Origin of the sequence: Streptococcus sp. 27098_8_82 (assembly GCF_041431615.1) — a bacterium.
Classification (GTDB): domain Bacteria; phylum Bacillota; class Bacilli; order Lactobacillales; family Streptococcaceae; genus Streptococcus; species Streptococcus sanguinis_K.
Window position 1 is genome coordinate 563,702 of sequence record NZ_JAPVYB010000002.1, and the last position, 16,387, is coordinate 580,088.

The 16,387-nt window shown below is 41.5% G+C and carries 21 protein-coding genes and 1 tRNA gene; 5 read left to right on the top strand and 17 right to left on the bottom strand.

Features of this window, described 5'->3' with window-relative positions; translation table 11 throughout:
- Positions 1–5: 5 nt before the first annotated feature.
- The 8 genes from O3627_RS06030 to O3627_RS06065 form a co-directional block, all read right to left on the bottom strand.
- Entirely contained in the window at positions 6–290 is a 285-nt protein-coding gene (locus tag O3627_RS06030; RefSeq protein ID WP_002918247.1) for a hypothetical protein, read from the bottom strand.
- On the bottom strand, positions 277–681 hold the full coding sequence (locus tag O3627_RS06035) for a hypothetical protein (protein WP_023916748.1): 405 nt from the start codon (positions 679–681) through the stop codon (positions 277–279). Before O3627_RS06035 ends, O3627_RS06030 begins: the two co-directional genes overlap by 14 nt.
- Entirely contained in the window at positions 666–2,009 is a 1,344-nt protein-coding gene (locus O3627_RS06040) for a hypothetical protein (protein ID WP_049553218.1), read from the bottom strand. The genes O3627_RS06035 and O3627_RS06040 overlap by 16 nt, the downstream gene beginning before the upstream one ends.
- 5 nt (positions 2,010–2,014) lie before the next feature.
- Positions 2,015–2,407 carry a DUF1310 family protein gene (locus O3627_RS06045; RefSeq protein ID WP_125382137.1) on the bottom strand — a complete coding sequence of 131 codons (393 nt, stop codon included), beginning with the start codon at positions 2,405–2,407 and terminating at the stop codon, positions 2,015–2,017.
- A gap of 105 nt (positions 2,408–2,512) precedes the next feature.
- Positions 2,513–2,905, bottom strand: a complete 393-nt coding sequence (locus O3627_RS06050) for a DUF1310 family protein (RefSeq protein ID WP_125382139.1) — start codon at positions 2,903–2,905, stop codon at positions 2,513–2,515.
- Between the two features lie 45 nt (positions 2,906–2,950).
- Positions 2,951–3,343, bottom strand: a complete 393-nt coding sequence (locus O3627_RS06055) for a DUF1310 family protein (protein WP_125382140.1) — start codon at positions 3,341–3,343, stop codon at positions 2,951–2,953.
- A gap of 66 nt (positions 3,344–3,409) precedes the next feature.
- Entirely contained in the window at positions 3,410–3,544 is a 135-nt protein-coding gene (locus O3627_RS06060; protein ID WP_260425631.1) for a hypothetical protein, read from the bottom strand.
- 259 nt (positions 3,545–3,803) lie between these two features.
- Positions 3,804–4,463, bottom strand: a complete 660-nt coding sequence (locus O3627_RS06065) for a hypothetical protein (RefSeq protein WP_371621316.1) — start codon at positions 4,461–4,463, stop codon at positions 3,804–3,806.
- 251 nt (positions 4,464–4,714) lie between these two features.
- Between O3627_RS06065 and O3627_RS06070 the strand changes: the two genes are divergently transcribed.
- The gene (locus O3627_RS06070; protein WP_125382142.1) at positions 4,715–7,126 is read left to right on the top strand and encodes a bifunctional 2',3'-cyclic-nucleotide 2'-phosphodiesterase/3'-nucleotidase; all 2,412 of its coding nucleotides are present in this window, start codon (positions 4,715–4,717) and stop codon (positions 7,124–7,126) included.
- 43 nt (positions 7,127–7,169) lie between these two features.
- On the opposite strand, the gene O3627_RS06075 is transcribed toward O3627_RS06070, so the two are convergent.
- From O3627_RS06075 to O3627_RS06095, 5 genes are all read right to left on the bottom strand, one after another.
- Positions 7,170–7,922, bottom strand: coding sequence for a 16S rRNA (uracil(1498)-N(3))-methyltransferase (locus tag O3627_RS06075; RefSeq protein ID WP_125382143.1), 753 nt, complete (start codon positions 7,920–7,922; stop codon positions 7,170–7,172).
- The gene (gene prmA / locus O3627_RS06080) at positions 7,923–8,876 is read right to left on the bottom strand and encodes a 50S ribosomal protein L11 methyltransferase (protein WP_002916179.1); all 954 of its coding nucleotides are present in this window, start codon (positions 8,874–8,876) and stop codon (positions 7,923–7,925) included.
- Between the two features lie 142 nt (positions 8,877–9,018).
- Entirely contained in the window at positions 9,019–9,489 is a 471-nt protein-coding gene (locus tag O3627_RS06085; RefSeq protein ID WP_002916180.1) for a GNAT family N-acetyltransferase, read from the bottom strand.
- A complete protein-coding gene (locus tag O3627_RS06090; protein ID WP_002916181.1) occupies positions 9,486–9,938 on the bottom strand; it encodes an NUDIX hydrolase in 453 nt (150 codons plus the stop codon). The genes O3627_RS06085 and O3627_RS06090 overlap by 4 nt, the downstream gene beginning before the upstream one ends.
- A gap of 9 nt (positions 9,939–9,947) precedes the next feature.
- A complete protein-coding gene (locus O3627_RS06095) occupies positions 9,948–10,418 on the bottom strand; it encodes a DUF3013 family protein (RefSeq protein WP_002916182.1) in 471 nt (156 codons plus the stop codon).
- An 87-nt stretch (positions 10,419–10,505) separates the two neighbouring features.
- Here O3627_RS06095 and O3627_RS06100 point away from each other — a divergent pair, with 87 nt between their 5' ends.
- Both O3627_RS06100 and O3627_RS06105 read left to right on the top strand, forming a co-directional pair.
- Positions 10,506–11,774, top strand: coding sequence for a replication-associated recombination protein A (locus tag O3627_RS06100; protein WP_125382145.1), 1,269 nt, complete (start codon positions 10,506–10,508; stop codon positions 11,772–11,774).
- A 265-nt stretch (positions 11,775–12,039) separates the two neighbouring features.
- A tRNA-Lys gene (locus tag O3627_RS06105) sits at positions 12,040–12,112 on the top strand.
- Between the two features lie 86 nt (positions 12,113–12,198).
- Here the strand turns inward: O3627_RS06105 and O3627_RS06110 are convergent.
- From O3627_RS06110 to O3627_RS06125, 4 genes are read right to left on the bottom strand one after another with little or no spacing between them, the layout of a single operon-like run.
- A complete protein-coding gene (locus O3627_RS06110; RefSeq protein ID WP_009659642.1) occupies positions 12,199–13,338 on the bottom strand; it encodes a site-specific integrase in 1,140 nt (379 codons plus the stop codon).
- A 1-nt stretch (position 13,339) separates the two neighbouring features.
- Positions 13,340–13,528, bottom strand: coding sequence for a DUF3173 domain-containing protein (locus tag O3627_RS06115; protein WP_000369785.1), 189 nt, complete (start codon positions 13,526–13,528; stop codon positions 13,340–13,342).
- Positions 13,529–13,539: 11 nt separating this feature from the next.
- A complete protein-coding gene (locus O3627_RS06120) occupies positions 13,540–14,517 on the bottom strand; it encodes a replication initiation protein (RefSeq protein ID WP_045504389.1) in 978 nt (325 codons plus the stop codon).
- A gap of 45 nt (positions 14,518–14,562) precedes the next feature.
- Entirely contained in the window at positions 14,563–14,745 is a 183-nt protein-coding gene (locus tag O3627_RS06125) for a hypothetical protein (RefSeq protein WP_075202639.1), read from the bottom strand.
- A 208-nt stretch (positions 14,746–14,953) separates the two neighbouring features.
- Between O3627_RS06125 and O3627_RS06130 the strand changes: the two genes are divergently transcribed.
- Together O3627_RS06130 and O3627_RS06135 are read left to right on the top strand one after the other, a co-directional pair.
- Positions 14,954–15,463 (top strand): helix-turn-helix domain-containing protein, encoded by a 510-nt coding sequence (locus O3627_RS06130; RefSeq protein ID WP_002901664.1) that lies wholly within the window; start codon positions 14,954–14,956, stop codon positions 15,461–15,463.
- 222 nt (positions 15,464–15,685) lie between these two features.
- Positions 15,686–16,201 (top strand): DUF308 domain-containing protein, encoded by a 516-nt coding sequence (locus O3627_RS06135; RefSeq protein ID WP_032910656.1) that lies wholly within the window; start codon positions 15,686–15,688, stop codon positions 16,199–16,201.
- Positions 16,202–16,387 lie beyond the last annotated feature (186 nt).

Here is a 16,387-nt window from a genome sequence, read left to right on the forward strand (position 1 = left end):
AAGCCTTACTTATTATCCTGCAATTCCTGAATACCACTTCTCTTTTGCTGGGCACTTTCTTTGACTTGATTAGAAAATTGACCGACCAAAACTTGATTTAAGCCACCTATAATCTGACCCACAGATCGATCCCAGTCTGTCGCAATAGTAGAGACGTTTTTTTTGACATCATCTCTTTCCTTCTGAACTTCCGCCAATGCTGCCTTACCTAATGTCTTAATCGTCCCTAAAGCCAAAGTTTTAAGGTAAGCGTCTATATCAAGTTTAGCAGCTATTTTACTTTTCCCCATAGATATCTCTCCTTATATGAGCTAATTCTTCATCATATTTATCTGACTTTTTACGAAATCGTTTATCCAAAAGTGAACATTCCTCTTCAACCCCTTCGCGCTCTCTACGGTATTCTATCTCAAGATTATCTTGTGCTTGAAAAACTTTATCATAAAATTCATGGATAAGCTGAGCGCCTTCTGTAGAACGTCTCAAGCAAGCAACTGTATAATCTTCCATATCTTGTATTTGCTGCCTTGCAGAATGATAGAGGTCATCCGTTTCAGCCATCACTTCTTCGAAATTTCGCTTCTCATCTAAATATTTATCATACTCTGCATTATAGCGTTCTTGAGTACTCCTGAGCCGTTCATAAAGCTTATCCTTCTTATTCTCTATATGTTGCCCCATCTTTTGTACTCCCTAGCAAGCCCCTCATCCTTTTTCACTAATTCTTGAATTCCATTAAGAAGTTTAGAACTTAGTCCATCAAATTCTTCTTTAGTCTTGACGGCTTTGTTCCGCATATCTTTCAGCTCAGTTATGATGCTAGTTTCAACGGTATCCTTTGTAGCTCCTACTTGAGCAAGAGCATCTATCACCTCTGCTTCACTTAACAGTCTAGAGACATTCGGCATCGCCTGAGCTTGAGCTAACAGAGCATCCCACCTTCCACTGACTTTAGATACACCATAATCACAAAAAGCCATAATTGCTTCAGTCGAAATAGCTGCCAAGTTTTGCAAACTGGATGCAAAAGTCGTAGCTTGCTCACTATCTAGGTAAATCATTTCAGTTCTAGTATAACCAGCAGCAACCATTTTCTGATAGCGTTCACTCAATGCTTTTTTCTTAATATCAAGCTGCTCCATAGCTTGCTTGGCGCGGGCAAGGCGGTAATCCTGAAGATCTGACTCTCTCACATTTAAATGACCTGAGTCATATTCATAACCACCCCACATATGTTGAGTGCCTATATTTTTTCGATCCTTACTATTAATATTAACAACAGTTCCAACAGCTCCTTCACTTCCCTTTTCTGGATAACCAATAGTAACTATATCTTTTCGATCTATATAATTAAAAATTTTATACTTAATTTTATCAACTTGTCGTCTCTCCTTATCAGTTAAAATATAATAAGTATTTGGTCCCTCATAGAGATAGGCACCGTCAATTCGCTGTAAATAACTGTCTTCAAGACTCGCCAAGGCAACCTGTCCATCCATCGATCCCAGAGAGTGAGCATAGAGACTAACCCGAGCATTAGGATATTTATCCATTATTTCTTTCAACCTATCTCCAGCTAGTGCTAACTGTTTAGGCTTCGACCCTCTTATTCCTGCCCATTGCCCCATCCAAATCTTCGCTGCCATTTGAGCATCTGTTATTCCCCAATCATTCAAAGTTCCTGTCATATTATGCTTCGGATCAACAAGTGAACCCTCAAATAGCACCGTGATTTCCTTAACATCTTCTGGAGAATCAGATTCTGACATCCATCTATCTGTCAACACATAGCCATCCAAACCAACTTCATTATCCTTGACCCTTTTCATCTGTGTTGGAAATACAGATAAATCTCCCACCTCAATCTTCTTGCCTAAAATATCAGAAACATAGCCAACAGTAATCTCAGAACCATCACTTGATTTTATCTTGGCGCGCTCACCATGTGATAAATCTTTGTACTCTAGCCGTGCAATTTCATTTCTTTCTTGTTCATTATAATTAATCATTAATATCACTCACTTAATAATGCTTGCAAACCTGCTGATTCAGTCATACCATCCGTACGAATTTTCCCATTCTCTCCATCCATTTGAAGACCAGTCTTTCCAACCATACTTATACTATCATTAATGATAATATTAAACATAATTCCTCCCATCGGATTATGCTTAATGGAGCTATCATCAATTTTATAAGAGCGAATCTTCCCTTTGTCTGTTAACGCATTAGGATCTTTTCTTTTTAAATCTTCTTCAAGCAGCTTCCGCACTTCCTCACTATGGACAATTCTTGTCATTTCATTCTGAAATTCTTGATTTTTGTGAGCCATGTACATTCCTCCTCCTAGACAAACAGCCACAAACAAACTGACTATAATTAGTATAATTTTATGCTTTTTCTTCATGGGACACCCCCTATTATTCTTATAATCTATTATATAACATAGGTTTTACAATTTCAATTAAAGCCAGAGATTATCGCTATAACTAGAATAGTGAATCACTTGTCATCACTCCCCTACCAAAGCTTGCAAACCTGCTGATTCATCCATACCAACTGAACTTAGTTGCTTACTTCCGCCATCTTTTTGAATTCCCATTTTCCCAACCATACTTATACTATCATTGACGATAATATCAAACATAATACCTCCCATTGGATTATGACGAATACTCGCATCATCTATTTTATAAGAACGGATTTTCCCTTTCTCCGTTAAAGCATTTGGATCAATTGCTTTTAATTCCTCCACAATCAACTCCCTTACTTCCTCACTATGAACAATCCTGAACATTTCATTTTGAAATTCTTGATTTTTGTGAGCTAGGTAGAGACCTACTCCTATGCAAGCAGCCACAAACAAGCTAACAACTGATAAGACAATTTTATGTTTTTTCTTCATATATTCACCTCTAAATAAAGAAATCTCCTTATGACTCTTTGGCCATCACTCCTCTAGCAACTTCTGAAGACCTTTTGACCTATCCATACCAACAGTTCGTATCTCCTCATTCTCTCCATATTTTCTAAGGCCTGTTGACCCAACAATATCAGGGTCATCATTAATGATAATATCAAACATAATGCCTCCCATTGGATTATGACGAATGCTTCTATCATCAATTTTATAGGATTGAATTTTCCCCTTATCCGTTAAAGCATGAGAATCTAATTTTTTTAATTTCTTTTCTATTAGATTCTTCACTTCCTTACTATGGACAATTCTGAACATTTGCTTTTGAAATTCTTGATTTTTATGAGCTAGGCAGAGGCCCACTCCCAGCAATATCAATACACTTAGGCCAATAAGCCCCATAATCCTATTTCTTCTCTTAAACATATAAACATTCCTCAAGCTTTGCCAGTTTCATTATATAATATATTTTCCCAAAAGCAAAAACCCGCCTTAAACGGGCGGGTTGTGGTGAAGAAAGTGATGAACTTCTTCTTTGATAAATTGACAATAAGCGTAGACAAGGTAGCAAGTAGATGCCACACCTAAAAGGGCGACAAACAACTCAAATAAGGCAGACACAGTCATGGCGAACCTCCTCTCCTTATCAAGCAAAATGCAGATACGCTTCCCAGCTTAGGCAGTCTGATTTTTTCCGTTTTATTTTCCTTTCCGACTTACCCAAGTGAGCTCATCACTATTATACCAAAATACGAAAGCGGATACAAGGCGGTGAGGCAGTTGCTCCTAATAATGATTTTATCAAAATAGATAACATGCTAAATTTGAAGTATCAAAAGTAGAAATACCAATGTTAGCAAATTTTTTCCACCATCTTAATCTCCTTTTAATTTGACACGGTTTCTCTAAATGAATAAGTATTATCATATTTGACAGTTACTGAATAATAGTAATAATCGTCGTTTCGGTTTGAGCTTCCAAAACCTAAAGTTGCCTGTTCTCTTTCGTTTTTGTGAAAATACTGATTGATAGTTTGATTTTGAATCGAATAATCAATATCAAACGCCCCGTTGTTGCCATTATAACTTTTGGATTTCATAGATAAAGAAGATAGAAAAGACTGATTAATCGTTAACTTTTGAAATAAGAATCCATCAAAAGGCCATAATTCTTTCGCTTTCTCCTTATCAGAAAAGATAAATTTCCCATCTATACAATCCACCCTTATTGTTTCTTCTGGCTTTTCAGTAATATCATCAGAAGCCCGTGTCTTGGTTAACACTCCAGAAATTGTGTGATTGCTACTATCCCCTTGTAAAGACATTTCGATAAGATAAGTCCCACGTTTGATATACACTTGCTCTACTTTAAACCCATCCGGAAATTGCTTAAACAAATCAAATAGATTTTCAGTTGGATAGACGCGACTCACTTCCGCTACCTTATTCTCAATCCAATCTCGGCTGCCCCTCTTTTCTCCACATCCTATTAATCCTATCATGACTCCCCCTAAAAGTAATATTTTGAGAAAAATCCGCTTTTTCATGATATTCTCCTTGATTATTATGCTTAACAAAGTAACTTATTTCAGTCACTGTATAGTGTACCATAATTTTTTAAAGTTCTATTTTATTCTACCTCCATCTAATCATTCGCTTATCTGCTAATGTCTTCATTCAGTATTTTCAAACCAATATTAGAAAGAATGAAAGCTCTAAACTGGAAATTCCTTCTTGATGAGAGCGCTTTAATATAGTATAATATAAGTCTGAAATTCATTTTAACAAAGGAGATATTATGTCTAAATCATCCCTTCAAAAAACGGTTGTGCTTTTGAGTGCAGCGGCTCTTGCGGCAGCTGTAAATGCTGTTCAGGCTGATGAGAATGCTCCAGCAGTCACTGCTAATCCTGCCCCAGTAGAAAGCAGCGCAGCGGAAGCAAAACCAACGACTGCTGCAAATCCTACTGAAGCTACTGCGACAACAGAGAGCACGGATCCTAGCTCTGCTATTTCCCCAGAAAATGCCAGCGGAAACGCTGATGCTCTGATGGCTATGGCTCGCAATGTCGCGGCTACTGAGGATACTAAACCCGTGGAGGGACAGACTGTCGATGTTCGTATCTTGGCAACGACCGACCTCCATACCAACTTGGTCAACTACGACTACTATCAGGACAAGCCGGTGGAGACCTTAGGACTGGCTAAAACAGCCGTGCTAATCGAGAAGGCCAAGAAAGAAAATCCGAACGTCCTCTTAGTTGACAATGGCGATACCATCCAAGGAACGCCGCTTGGAACCTACAAGGCCATTGTGAATCCTGTGGAGAAGGGCGAGCAGCACCCTATGTATGCTGCTCTACAGGCTCTGGGCTTTGAAGCTGGTACGCTAGGCAATCATGAGTTCAACTACGGCCTGGACTATCTGAACCGCGTGATTGAGACAGCTGGCTTGCCTATTGTCAATGCCAATGTGCTGGATCCAGCGACTGGCAAATTCATCTATCAGCCTTACAAAATCATCGAAAAGACCTTTACGGATACTCAGGGACGCTTGACGACCGTCAAGATTGGTGTGACTGGGATTGTACCGCCGCAGATTCTCAACTGGGATAAGGCAAACCTAGAAGGAAAAGTGGTCGTTCGCGATTCTGTTGAGGCCATTCGAGACATCATTCCTGAGATGCGCAAGGCTGGTGCAGACATCACTTTGGTGCTTTCTCACTCCGGTATCGGAGATGACAAGTATGAAAAAGGCGAGGAAAATGAAGGCTATCAAATCGCCAGCCTGCCAGGTGTGGATGCTGTTGTAACAGGCCACTCCCACGCCGAATTCCCAAGCGGTAATGGAACTGGATTCTACGAAAAATACCCTGGCGTAGACGGTGTCAACGGTAAAATCAACGGCACTCCAGTAACCATGGCTGGAAAATACGGCGACCATCTGGGCGTCATCGACCTCAAACTAAATTATACCGATGGCAAATGGAAAGTCACTGACAGCAAAGGATCCATCCGCAAGGTGGATACCAAGTCTAATGTAGCCGATCAGCGCGTCATTGACATTGCCAAAGAATCCCATCAAGGGACTATCAACTATGTCCGCCAGCAAGTCGGTACTACGACTGCACCGATTACAAGCTACTTCGCTCTAGTCAAGGACGATCCATCCGTTCAGATCGTCAATAATGCTCAGCTTTGGTATGCTAAGCAAGAGCTGGCTGGCACGCCTGAAGCCAACCTTCCTATCCTGTCTGCAGCAGCTCCTTTCAAGGCAGGAACTCGTGGGGATGCAACGGCCTACACAGACATTCCAGCTGGTCCTATTGCCATCAAGAACGTAGCAGACCTCTATCTCTACGATAATGTAACTGCCATCCTCAAGGTCAACGGTGCCCAGCTCAAAGAATGGTTGGAAATGTCAGCTGGCCAATTCAACACCATTGACCCAAATAATAACCAACCGCAAAATCTGGTCAATACTGACTACCGGACTTATAACTTTGATGTTATCGACGGTGTTACCTATGAGTTTGACATTACCCAGCCTAACAAATACGACCGCGAAGGCAAACTGGCCAACCCAAATGCCAGTCGGGTCCGCAACCTGAAATACCAAGGCAAGGAGATTGACCCAAATCAGGAATTTATCGTCGTGACCAACAACTACCGGTCTAACGGTAACTTCCCTGGTGTTCGAGAAGCCAGCCTCAACCGTCTGCTCAATCTGGAAAACCGCCAAGCTATCATCAACTATATCTTAGCTGTCAAAAATATCAATCCAAGTGCAGATCAAAACTGGCATTTCGCTGATACCATCAAGGGACTGGATCTGCGCTTCCTGACAGCTGATAAGGCCAAGAACTTGATTGGTACAGACGGAGACATCGTCTATCTAGCAGCTTCTGCCCAAGAAGGATTCGGCGAATACAAATTCGTCTACGTCGCACCAAAAACTGAACCGGTTCCTATTGAGCAACCAAGCTCTCCGATTATCGCAGTCGAAGCAGCCAACCTGCAGCATAGTAGAGTAGACTTCCCTGTCTTGACTGCTGTTGACCCTAGCACAAACAAGCAAGCGTCCCATAGACAGGCAGGAGCAGAAAGCCTCCCAGCAACCGGAGAAAAGACGTCCTCGCTCGGACTCTTGGGACTTGTCATGACCGGACTTGCAGGAATCTTCGCCTTCAAAAAACGGGAAAGACAATAATAATTAAAAAATCAGCAGCCAAAACGGCTGCTGATTTTGCTTTTTAAAGACTGTCATTGCTCAATTCCAGCAAAACACTGACTGCGGTCAAGGCATAAAGCGGAGCGGTTTCAGCCCGCAGGATACGTGGACCTAGACCTGCTGACACAGCGCCTGCTTGGCCGAAGGCTACTATTTCCTCTGGCGATAGACCGCCCTCCGGTCCGAAGATAAAGAGGACTTTTGCGCCGACTTCCAAGCCTGACAGAGCTCGGACTAGTGCTGCAGATTCTCCTTCTTTGGCCGATTCTTCATAGGCTACAACGATTGTGTCAAATTGAGCCAGCTGATTCAAAAAATCTGATTTTTTTTCAAAAAGCCGAACTTCTGGAATCAGATTGCGCTTGCTCTGCTCTGCTGCTCCTTGAGCAATTTTCTCCAGTTTTTCACTCTTTTTAGCTAGCTTTTTGCCATCCCACTTGGCCACCGACCAGTCCGCTGGGAAAGCCCAGATAGCACTGGCTCCTAGCTCCGTTGCCTTTTGAGTGATAAATTCCAACTTATCACCTTTGGGAAAACCCGAAGCAATGGTCACTTGAACCGGCAGCTCGGTATTGTCCGCTAGCTCTTCCAAGATTTCCAAGCTCTGCTGGCCGGGGTCTAACACCCGGGCCAGCCGTTTCACGCCATCATCAAAGACCAGTGTGACTTGGTCGCTTGCTTTGAGCCGCATGACTGAAAACATGTGTTTGGCCGTGTCCTTATCCGTGACCGCCAGAGGAGACTGAGGATTTCCTTTTATAAAATACTGCTGCATCTAACCACCTATCACGCCTGAAATGTCCTGCGTTTTCTTAAAGACACAGGCATTCCATTCGCCCTGAATCATATGCGTTTCCAGGAAAAAACCTGCTGCTTCTGCTGACTCGCGCACCATTTCCCACTTCTCAGAAATGATTCCACTCATAATCAGATAGCCCTCATCCTTGACCAGACGGTAGGCATCCTCTGTCAGATGGATGAGAATATCGGCCAAAATGTTGGCAACAATGACATCCGCCGCAATTTCTACGCCTCGGAGAAGATCACCTGGTGCCACATGGATGTTCTCCATACCTGGATTGAGCTCAATATTTTCCTGAGCCACGCGCACTGCCACCTCGTCCAAATCATAGGCGTAGATGTCCTTAGCGCCTAAGAGTGAGCTGGCAATGGAGAGAACGCCGCTGCCCGTGCCTACATCCAACACCGTTTCACCGCCCCGCAGGACCTGCTCCAGCGCAAAGAGGCTCATCTTGGTCGTCGGGTGAGTGCCCGTACCGAAGGCCATGCCAGGATCCAGCGTGATAATCTTCTCACCAGCTGTCGCCTCATACTCCGTCCATGACGGCACAATAGTCAAGTCGTGGGTGATCCGAGCCGGCTCAAAGTACTTCTTCCAGTTGTCCGCCCAGTCTTCCTCAGCCAGTTCCTGCCGAGTCAGCTGAATATTTCCCGTCTCCAAGCCGAAGCCATCCAGCTCAGCCAGACGCTCATTGGCCTGAGCCGCAACAGCCTCTATATCCACCGAATCCGGGTAGTAGCCGGTAATCTTGACCCGATCGCTCTGCTCCACTTCTGGAAAAAGCTCACCATACTGGTCAACCTGCCCCAGATAATCTGCGCTGTCATCGATAGCCACGCCCTGACTGCCCAGCTCAATCAGAATATTAGAGGTTGCTTCTTCCGCCTCACGCTTCACTTCAATCGTTAATTCCTGCCAAGTGTCCATTATTAAATACCAGGCCCGTAAAACACAGAGCCAAAATAGGAAATTCTCTGATGACGCTTGCGTCTATGAGAACCTTATCTTTTTGGCACAATGTTTAGGGCAGATTCAGTTTAAAAATTTAACTGAACAATCCTTTCTTTGTTTATTTCATTGTCTTCGTCATGTAGACCATATCCATGCCCTCTTTTTCGGGCTCAGTATGGGTCTGATGATAGCCATTTTTCTCATAAAAAGCCACCATGCCTTTATCCTGGAAAACCGTACACAAATCCCATCTGATAACGGTGGAGAATTTCTCCTCAATCAGACCAAGGCCTTCAGAACCATATCCTTTATTCTGGTACTCTGGCAAAATCGCTACGGTTCCAATCCAGCCTGCTGTCTGTTCGTCATTTGTATTCAAGCGAATAAAGCCAAGAATCTTCTCGTCGTCTTTGACAAAATAATAAAAACTATTGGGCCGCTCAACCAGCTTCCAGCGAATCCGCTCTCGCTCCTCCAGATAGGGGTCGTATTGATCCTGATATTTTTCATAAACGGCCTTAAAACTCGCTCGCTGAATGGCAATAATGGTCTCTAAATCCTCAGCTCCCGCCCGCTCAATATGAATCATGCTCGCACCTCCAAATAATCTCTCAACCTGTCCTGTAGCTGCGGAATAACCTTTTTATCTGCTAAAAACTGGCGAATATCCATCATCTGATAAGCCTGCCCCTCATCGCCAAAGACGATGCTGGCACATTCTTCCTGAGTGATGGTTCCCACCATAAAAATCGAGGTTTTGGCTGGATCAAGCATGCCTTGATATTCCTTAGCCCAGACAATAGCTACTTCTTCAAGCTTCAAACCAAGCTCTTCGAAAACTTCTCTTTGAACACATTCAAAGGGGGTCTCCTCGTTCTCTCGGCCACCGCCTGGCAGCTCCCACATATTGGGCCAAGGAATAGTTGAAATATCGTCTCGCAAGATAGTCAGTAGCTTATCATCACAGAGCAAGGCAATCTTGCAGCCAGAAAACTCCATCTGTTTGTGCAGCAAATCTAGTCCTTCTTCATCTGCCATCAGCTCCTCCTAATACCTCGGATAAGGATAAAAGGTCGTCTCAGTCAAGTCAGCTCTGCCATTTTCAAAAGCCTCAGCATTCCAAGCCATCTCAAACTCTGCCGCCTCTGAATCTGCTAAAAAGTCCATGAGCGCATCAAGGCCGGACTCAGCTGTTTGGGTTAGGAAATCCACGAAATAAGCTAGAAACTCCCGTGACAGCCCCTTTTTAGGCTCATAGGGCAGGGTAACCAGATAGTCCTCGGCCTCAAAACGATACTTGACAGGATTATAGAAAAGCACGGCTTCCTCAAAGTAAATATCTTCAGCCGAGGCATTGCCCTCAGCATCAACCGTCTCAATACCGCCTGGATTTTGCACCTCAAGGAGAAAGGCCACTTCCACTGCGTGATTCTTCTTGTCCCAGTTTATCTCATAGTCAAAAGGAAAGCTCTTCCCCATTTCCTCGTCCAATATCTCCAAAAAACCGTACTTAGCCATGATTTCCTCTTTTCATTGTGATAAAATATTACTATCTACAATAGTAACACAAAAAGCTAAGAAAAACACTTGCAGAAAGGAAATCTTATGCCAGAAAACCTCGCCCTGCGCATGCGGCCGACCGATATTGATCAGATCATCGGCCAGCAGCATCTGGTCGGACCAGGAAAAATCATCCGCCGCATGGTTGAAGCCAACCGCATGTCCTCGATGATTCTCTACGGACCACCCGGCATCGGCAAGACCTCTATCGCCTCGGCTATTGCCGGCACAACTAAATACGCCTTTCGGACCTTTAACGCCACCGTAGATAGCAAGAAGCGCCTGCAAGAGATCGCTGAAGAAGCCAAATTTTCCGGCGGACTGGTTCTCCTGCTGGATGAGATTCACCGCTTGGACAAGACCAAGCAAGACTTCCTGCTACCGCTATTAGAAAGCGGTCTGGTCATCATGATTGGAGCGACGACAGAAAATCCTTTCTTTTCCGTCACCCCTGCTATTCGAAGCCGGGTTCAGATATTTGAGCTTGAGCCCCTCAGCAACGACGACATCCGGACGGCCATTCAGCTAGCCTTGACGGATAAGGAACGAGGATTTGATTTTTCAGTGGAGCTAGACAAAGAAGCTCTGGATTTCATTGCCATCTCTACCAACGGAGACTTACGCTCCGCTTATAATTCACTGGACCTAGCCGTACTCTCTACCCCAGAAAATGGCAAGGGTATTCGCCACATCACGCTCGATGTCATGGAAAACAGCCTGCAAAAGAGCTATATCACCATGGATAAGGACGGAGACGGCCATTACGATGTCCTCTCTGCCCTACAGAAGTCCATCCGTGGCTCCGATGTCAATGCCAGTCTCCACTACGCAGCTCGGCTCGTTGAGGCAGGAGACTTGCCTAGCCTAGCTCGACGCTTGACCGTTATCGCTTACGAGGATATTGGTCTGGCAAATCCAGACGCACAAGTCCATACCGTCACAGCTCTAGAAGCAGCTCAGCGAATCGGCTTTCCTGAAGCTCGTATCCTTATTGCCAATATTGTTATTGATCTGGCTCTATCTCCCAAGTCCAACTCAGCCTATCTGGCCATGGACAAGGCCTTAGCTGACTTACGAAAGAATGGAAATCTTCCCATTCCCCGCCACTTACGCGACGGACACTATGCCGGCAGCAAGGAACTGGGCAACGCACAGGACTATCTCTACCCTCACTCCTATCCTGGCAATTGGGTTAAGCAGGACTATCTGCCCGACAAGATAAAAGATGCCAATTACTTCACGCCTAATGAGAATGGCAAATACGAGCGAGCCCTTGGAATGACTAAGGATAAGATTGACGACTTAAAAAAATGATGACATCGTTTGCAAAAAATCACATTTTTCTCTTGAATTTTTCAAAATTTATGGTATTATAATTATAGAAACGCTGTGGTGTACGACTTCACACTTAAGTGTTGACCGACTATTTTTTGTATTATTAGGGAAACAAAAGACTTCTAACAGCATGCAAGCCGTGTCACGCGGAAGCAGCTTCAGTTAGAGCGAGTTGCCCACCTGCTTAATTGCGCGGGTTCAATACAAATCGTGAAGGTCCGGCACCAATACAGCTTTTTCTATTGCCTCCTTAGCTCAGCTGGCAGAGCAGCGGACTCTTAATCCGTGGGTCGCAGGTTCGATCCCTGCAGGGGGCATCAAACTTCAACAGTAAAAGCCTTGATTTACAAGGCTTTTTTGCTTATCTAAAGAGCATTTGCCCCATCATTTGCCCCACATCTTTTTATGAGCAATCTTTCCAAACATCTCTAATTTGATTAAATTCTTCAAAAATTTTCTCTTCTAAAGTGTGTCCATATACTTCTACTAACATTGAAATATCTCTATGCCCTAGAATTTTTGCAATAACTCCAAGGTCAAATCCTTTGTGCCAGAGGTAGCTTCCATAGGTATGACGTGCTCCTTTTGTCGTGATAATTGGATAAATATCTAATTCATTTAAAAGAACACTCAAAGCTTTATTGACACTTGCAATATCTGGTACCAAGTGAATATATCCATAATGCTGAAAAATCATTTTATACCTATTCTTGATTCCTAGCTCTTTATTAGCCTTCTCTTGTTCAATTTTTAGAAATTGTAATATCTTAATACATTCTTCGTCTATCGGTACCATCCGAATAGACGTTTTGTTTTTTGGAGGGACAAATTTATGAGAAAGGGTATTAAACCTCCTATATGTTTTTAGCAGTCCTCTGTCAAAGTCAACTTCATTCCAAGTTAACGCTATTAACTCTCCAAATCTCATGCCTGTTTTTAATAGAAAATAGACGATATAAGGAACAATTGAACGTTGGTAATCAAATTTTCTCTTTACTGCTAAAAGTAAATCCAGATAGTCCTTTTCGGTATGTAAATATTTCTCTTCCGTCATCTGTTGTTCTTTGGATGAAAATAACTCGACATGTTGTGTAAAATCATCTATTAGAACTTTGTCGGCAATTGCCATTTGGATGCTCTGATGAATCCCAGTATTCAATCTACCAAGAAAATTTCTACCAACTGTTTGCCCATACTTATTCATTATTCTTTGGTATTCACTCGCACGAATTTGAGTGACTTTTTTATTTCCAAATAATCTTTCAATTGTGTTTTTACGGAGAAGATATTTTTTCTTTGTCTCTTCCGACCTACTACTCGGTAGAATTTTTAATTCAAGCCATTCTTGATATAGATCTACAAGAGAAATATCTCTAGAAATTCTTTTTCCTAAACGAAGTTCTTGCAGAATCGGTTCAGCTTCTGACTCTGCAAGTTTTTTTGTTTTAAAACCGCTATTATGAACAACAGTTTTTCCTTCGTTACGAATTTCATAGGTCCATAAGTTACTATCTCCTCGCTTTCGGTAACGAACACTTGCCATATTACGCCACCTCTGTTCCTAGAATCTCATTTACAACACTTTTGGGAACAACCATCAAACGTTTGCGATTATAAAATGTATAGCCTCGTGATACAAGTAATTCTCTTGCCTGATGAATGATATCATTCGCTGTATGAGGGCGATAGCCCATTTCAATTAATTCTTTGTTACTAATTAAATTATTGTCCATAGTTATCCTCCTTATTTATTTCCTAAATTCAGAAACTCACCTACAAGTAGTTGTAATTCTGTATTTAATTTAGGGAGATTCTGTATTAATACTTCTTTTAATTCTTCCGCAAATTGGTTCGTTTCTTCTCTCAATAGTTTGCGGACTCTTGTTTTTTTCTTTTTGATGCTGTCTGATTTTAAATTTGGAAAAGCCAATGACAACAGTTCAGGATTGTTGAGAAAGATAATTGTAAATGCTCTTTGCTCCACTCGAATATGTTCTAGCTTATAAAATCCGAAATTATCGAGTCGATTCATAATATCTTGGACCATCTCCTCTCCAATTGCTTTGGTTCTGAGTTGGAACTCTAGTCTCCACCAAAACGGATTTACACCCAAATCTAGCTTCTCTTCGCGCTTGTGAGCAATAATTTCTTTGTTCTTATCATATAACCTAACTTGTACATTACTACCGCTAGAACCCCAATATTTCGTCTCTAATTCGCCCCCTCGACCATAGAAGACCTTATGGGTAACACCACCTTTAATATGTTGTAAATTAACGATTTCAGGCCTGTTGAAAATGTCAAATGCCAAATCAAAACGAGACAAACGTACCGTCAATGAATTCAATCTGGCAAAGTACATTAATTGCCTCCATACTTTCATTCCATCAAATTCTTTTAAAGTGTTAGGATTGAAATCAATCCGAATCAATTGTTCACCTCCATAAGTGGATAATTGAAAAAATATAATATTGATAGAATCATACTCATTAAAAACTTTAGCTAAAGTAAAGACATCATCTCGAACATTATCATATATTTCAAATGAATCAACTCTTGTACTTATTGCCTGTTTCAGATTTTTGAAAATCCGTCTTAGGGAATCAGTATCTGTATCCCAGATAACCGTTAGTCTATCAATACTGACATCTAACCTCTGTACTAATTCTCCTATTTCACATCGTTCTTGAATGCTTCTTAAATCTTGTATAGAAACCAACAAAATTGTCCCCCTTTCTTTTAGATTTTTTAGGACTCAGAAACACCGTCAAATCAACGTTTGCTCGTTCCGTCGTTCTTTGGACGTTGTCCTAAGTGTCCCTTTTTGCTGGCTGTTAGAATAGCCAGCTTTTGCTTGGCTAGAAATTGTCTGGACGGCACTCTGCAGGACTTCGCCTGACTTCCCGTCAGGCTCGTCCCTTGTCCTTGTCCACACAATTTCTAGCTCCAAGGCTTCGAATAGTCATAAGTCATAGTCTCGTCCTCAACTTCTTCCTCACTCACTATTCCTAAACAGATGAACTATTTTGTATTATTTATAACTTATTTATAAGTTATAAATATATTTTATAAAAAATATTTTTGAAAGTCAATTAAAAACTTGATTTGTAAGTTTATAGGTGATAGAATAAGTTTAAAATAAAAAACAGGAGTTCATCATGACCTTTATTATTCAAAATTTTGGACCCAATTTGGCACGACTACGCATAGAAAAAGGAGTGAGTCAAACTCAACTTGCGGAAGATTTAGGAATCGGTAAACAATCCATCTCTGACTACGAAAAACAAAAAAGCTATCCTACCTTTGCAAATTTGGATAAGATAGCGGAATATTTTAATGCAACTCCAACTCAACTTTTTGGAACAAGTAAGGAGATTGAATTAGAAAAGAGTGTTCTTGAATCGAATGAATACTCTGATAAAGTAAGTGAGATCTTAAAGGCTGTCAAATACATCGAACATTTTCTACAAACTGATGGACAGTACTTAGAGGATTTACTTTACCTAACAAGAGGCAACCAGCTATACACAGAAGATGGAGATGAGTTGTATATTGATCCAACTTCTCAGAAAAGAACACTTCATACCCAATATGAACCTGGTTTTATTGAAGCAAGAGATAAATCTCCACTAGAGCTCTTAATTGAAAATAAGGAGCTATTAGATTAAATAAAAAAAGCGAGGATAACCTCGCTTCAGATTGAAGTTAAAATCTTTAGAAGACACTTTTATAAGGACTTTGTCTTCAATCTGTGAAAAGGAGTGAAAACTCCTTTTCTTTTTGTAAGTCAGACTGAAACTTCCAAATTGTTTATTTATTTTATTGACATTTTCTATAAAAATAAGTACAATAGTTTTATTAGCAAACTATACTATATCGGAGGTATTGGTATGAAATTTTCTAATCGTTTATTGTTGTTCCTTAAAGGAGTTGTTTTTGTCTTTTTAGGACTTTTGCTATTTACAAACCCAGTAGCTAATCTTGTTGCTTACAGCTGGTGGATTGCATTTGGTTTACTGGTTTCTTCTATAGCAGCTATTTTAGGCTATTTCTCTGCACCAAAAGAGCTTCGCTCACCTGTTTATCTTTTCCAAGGGTTTGTTAGTCTTCTCTTAGCTCTTTACCTCGTGGCTTATGGCTTTGTGACCCTGCCGGTCGTCATTCCGACCATTGTAGGAATTTGGTTAATTGTAGAAGCCATTATTGCTTTCTTTAAAGGCAATCGTCTAGGATTGATTTTCCCTATTATTGGTAGCAATATCATGTGGGTAGCCTTGCTTACATTTTTACTAGGTCTAGTGATTCTGTTCAATCCAGTGGCTACAGGTGTCTTTGTCGTTTATGTCATTGCCTTTTCATTTTTAGTTACTGGCTTCACCTACATTATTGAGGCCTTTCGTAAATAGTCTAGTTGCTATTTCTATCGCATTCAAAAAAGCTGGGAAATCATATTCTCAGCTTTTTCGTCTCTTTACCTAACAAGAGGCAACCAACTATACACAGAAGATGGAAAAGAGTTGTATATTGATCCAACTTCTCAGAAAAGAACACTTCATACCCAATATGAACCTGGTTTTATTGAAGCAAGAGAT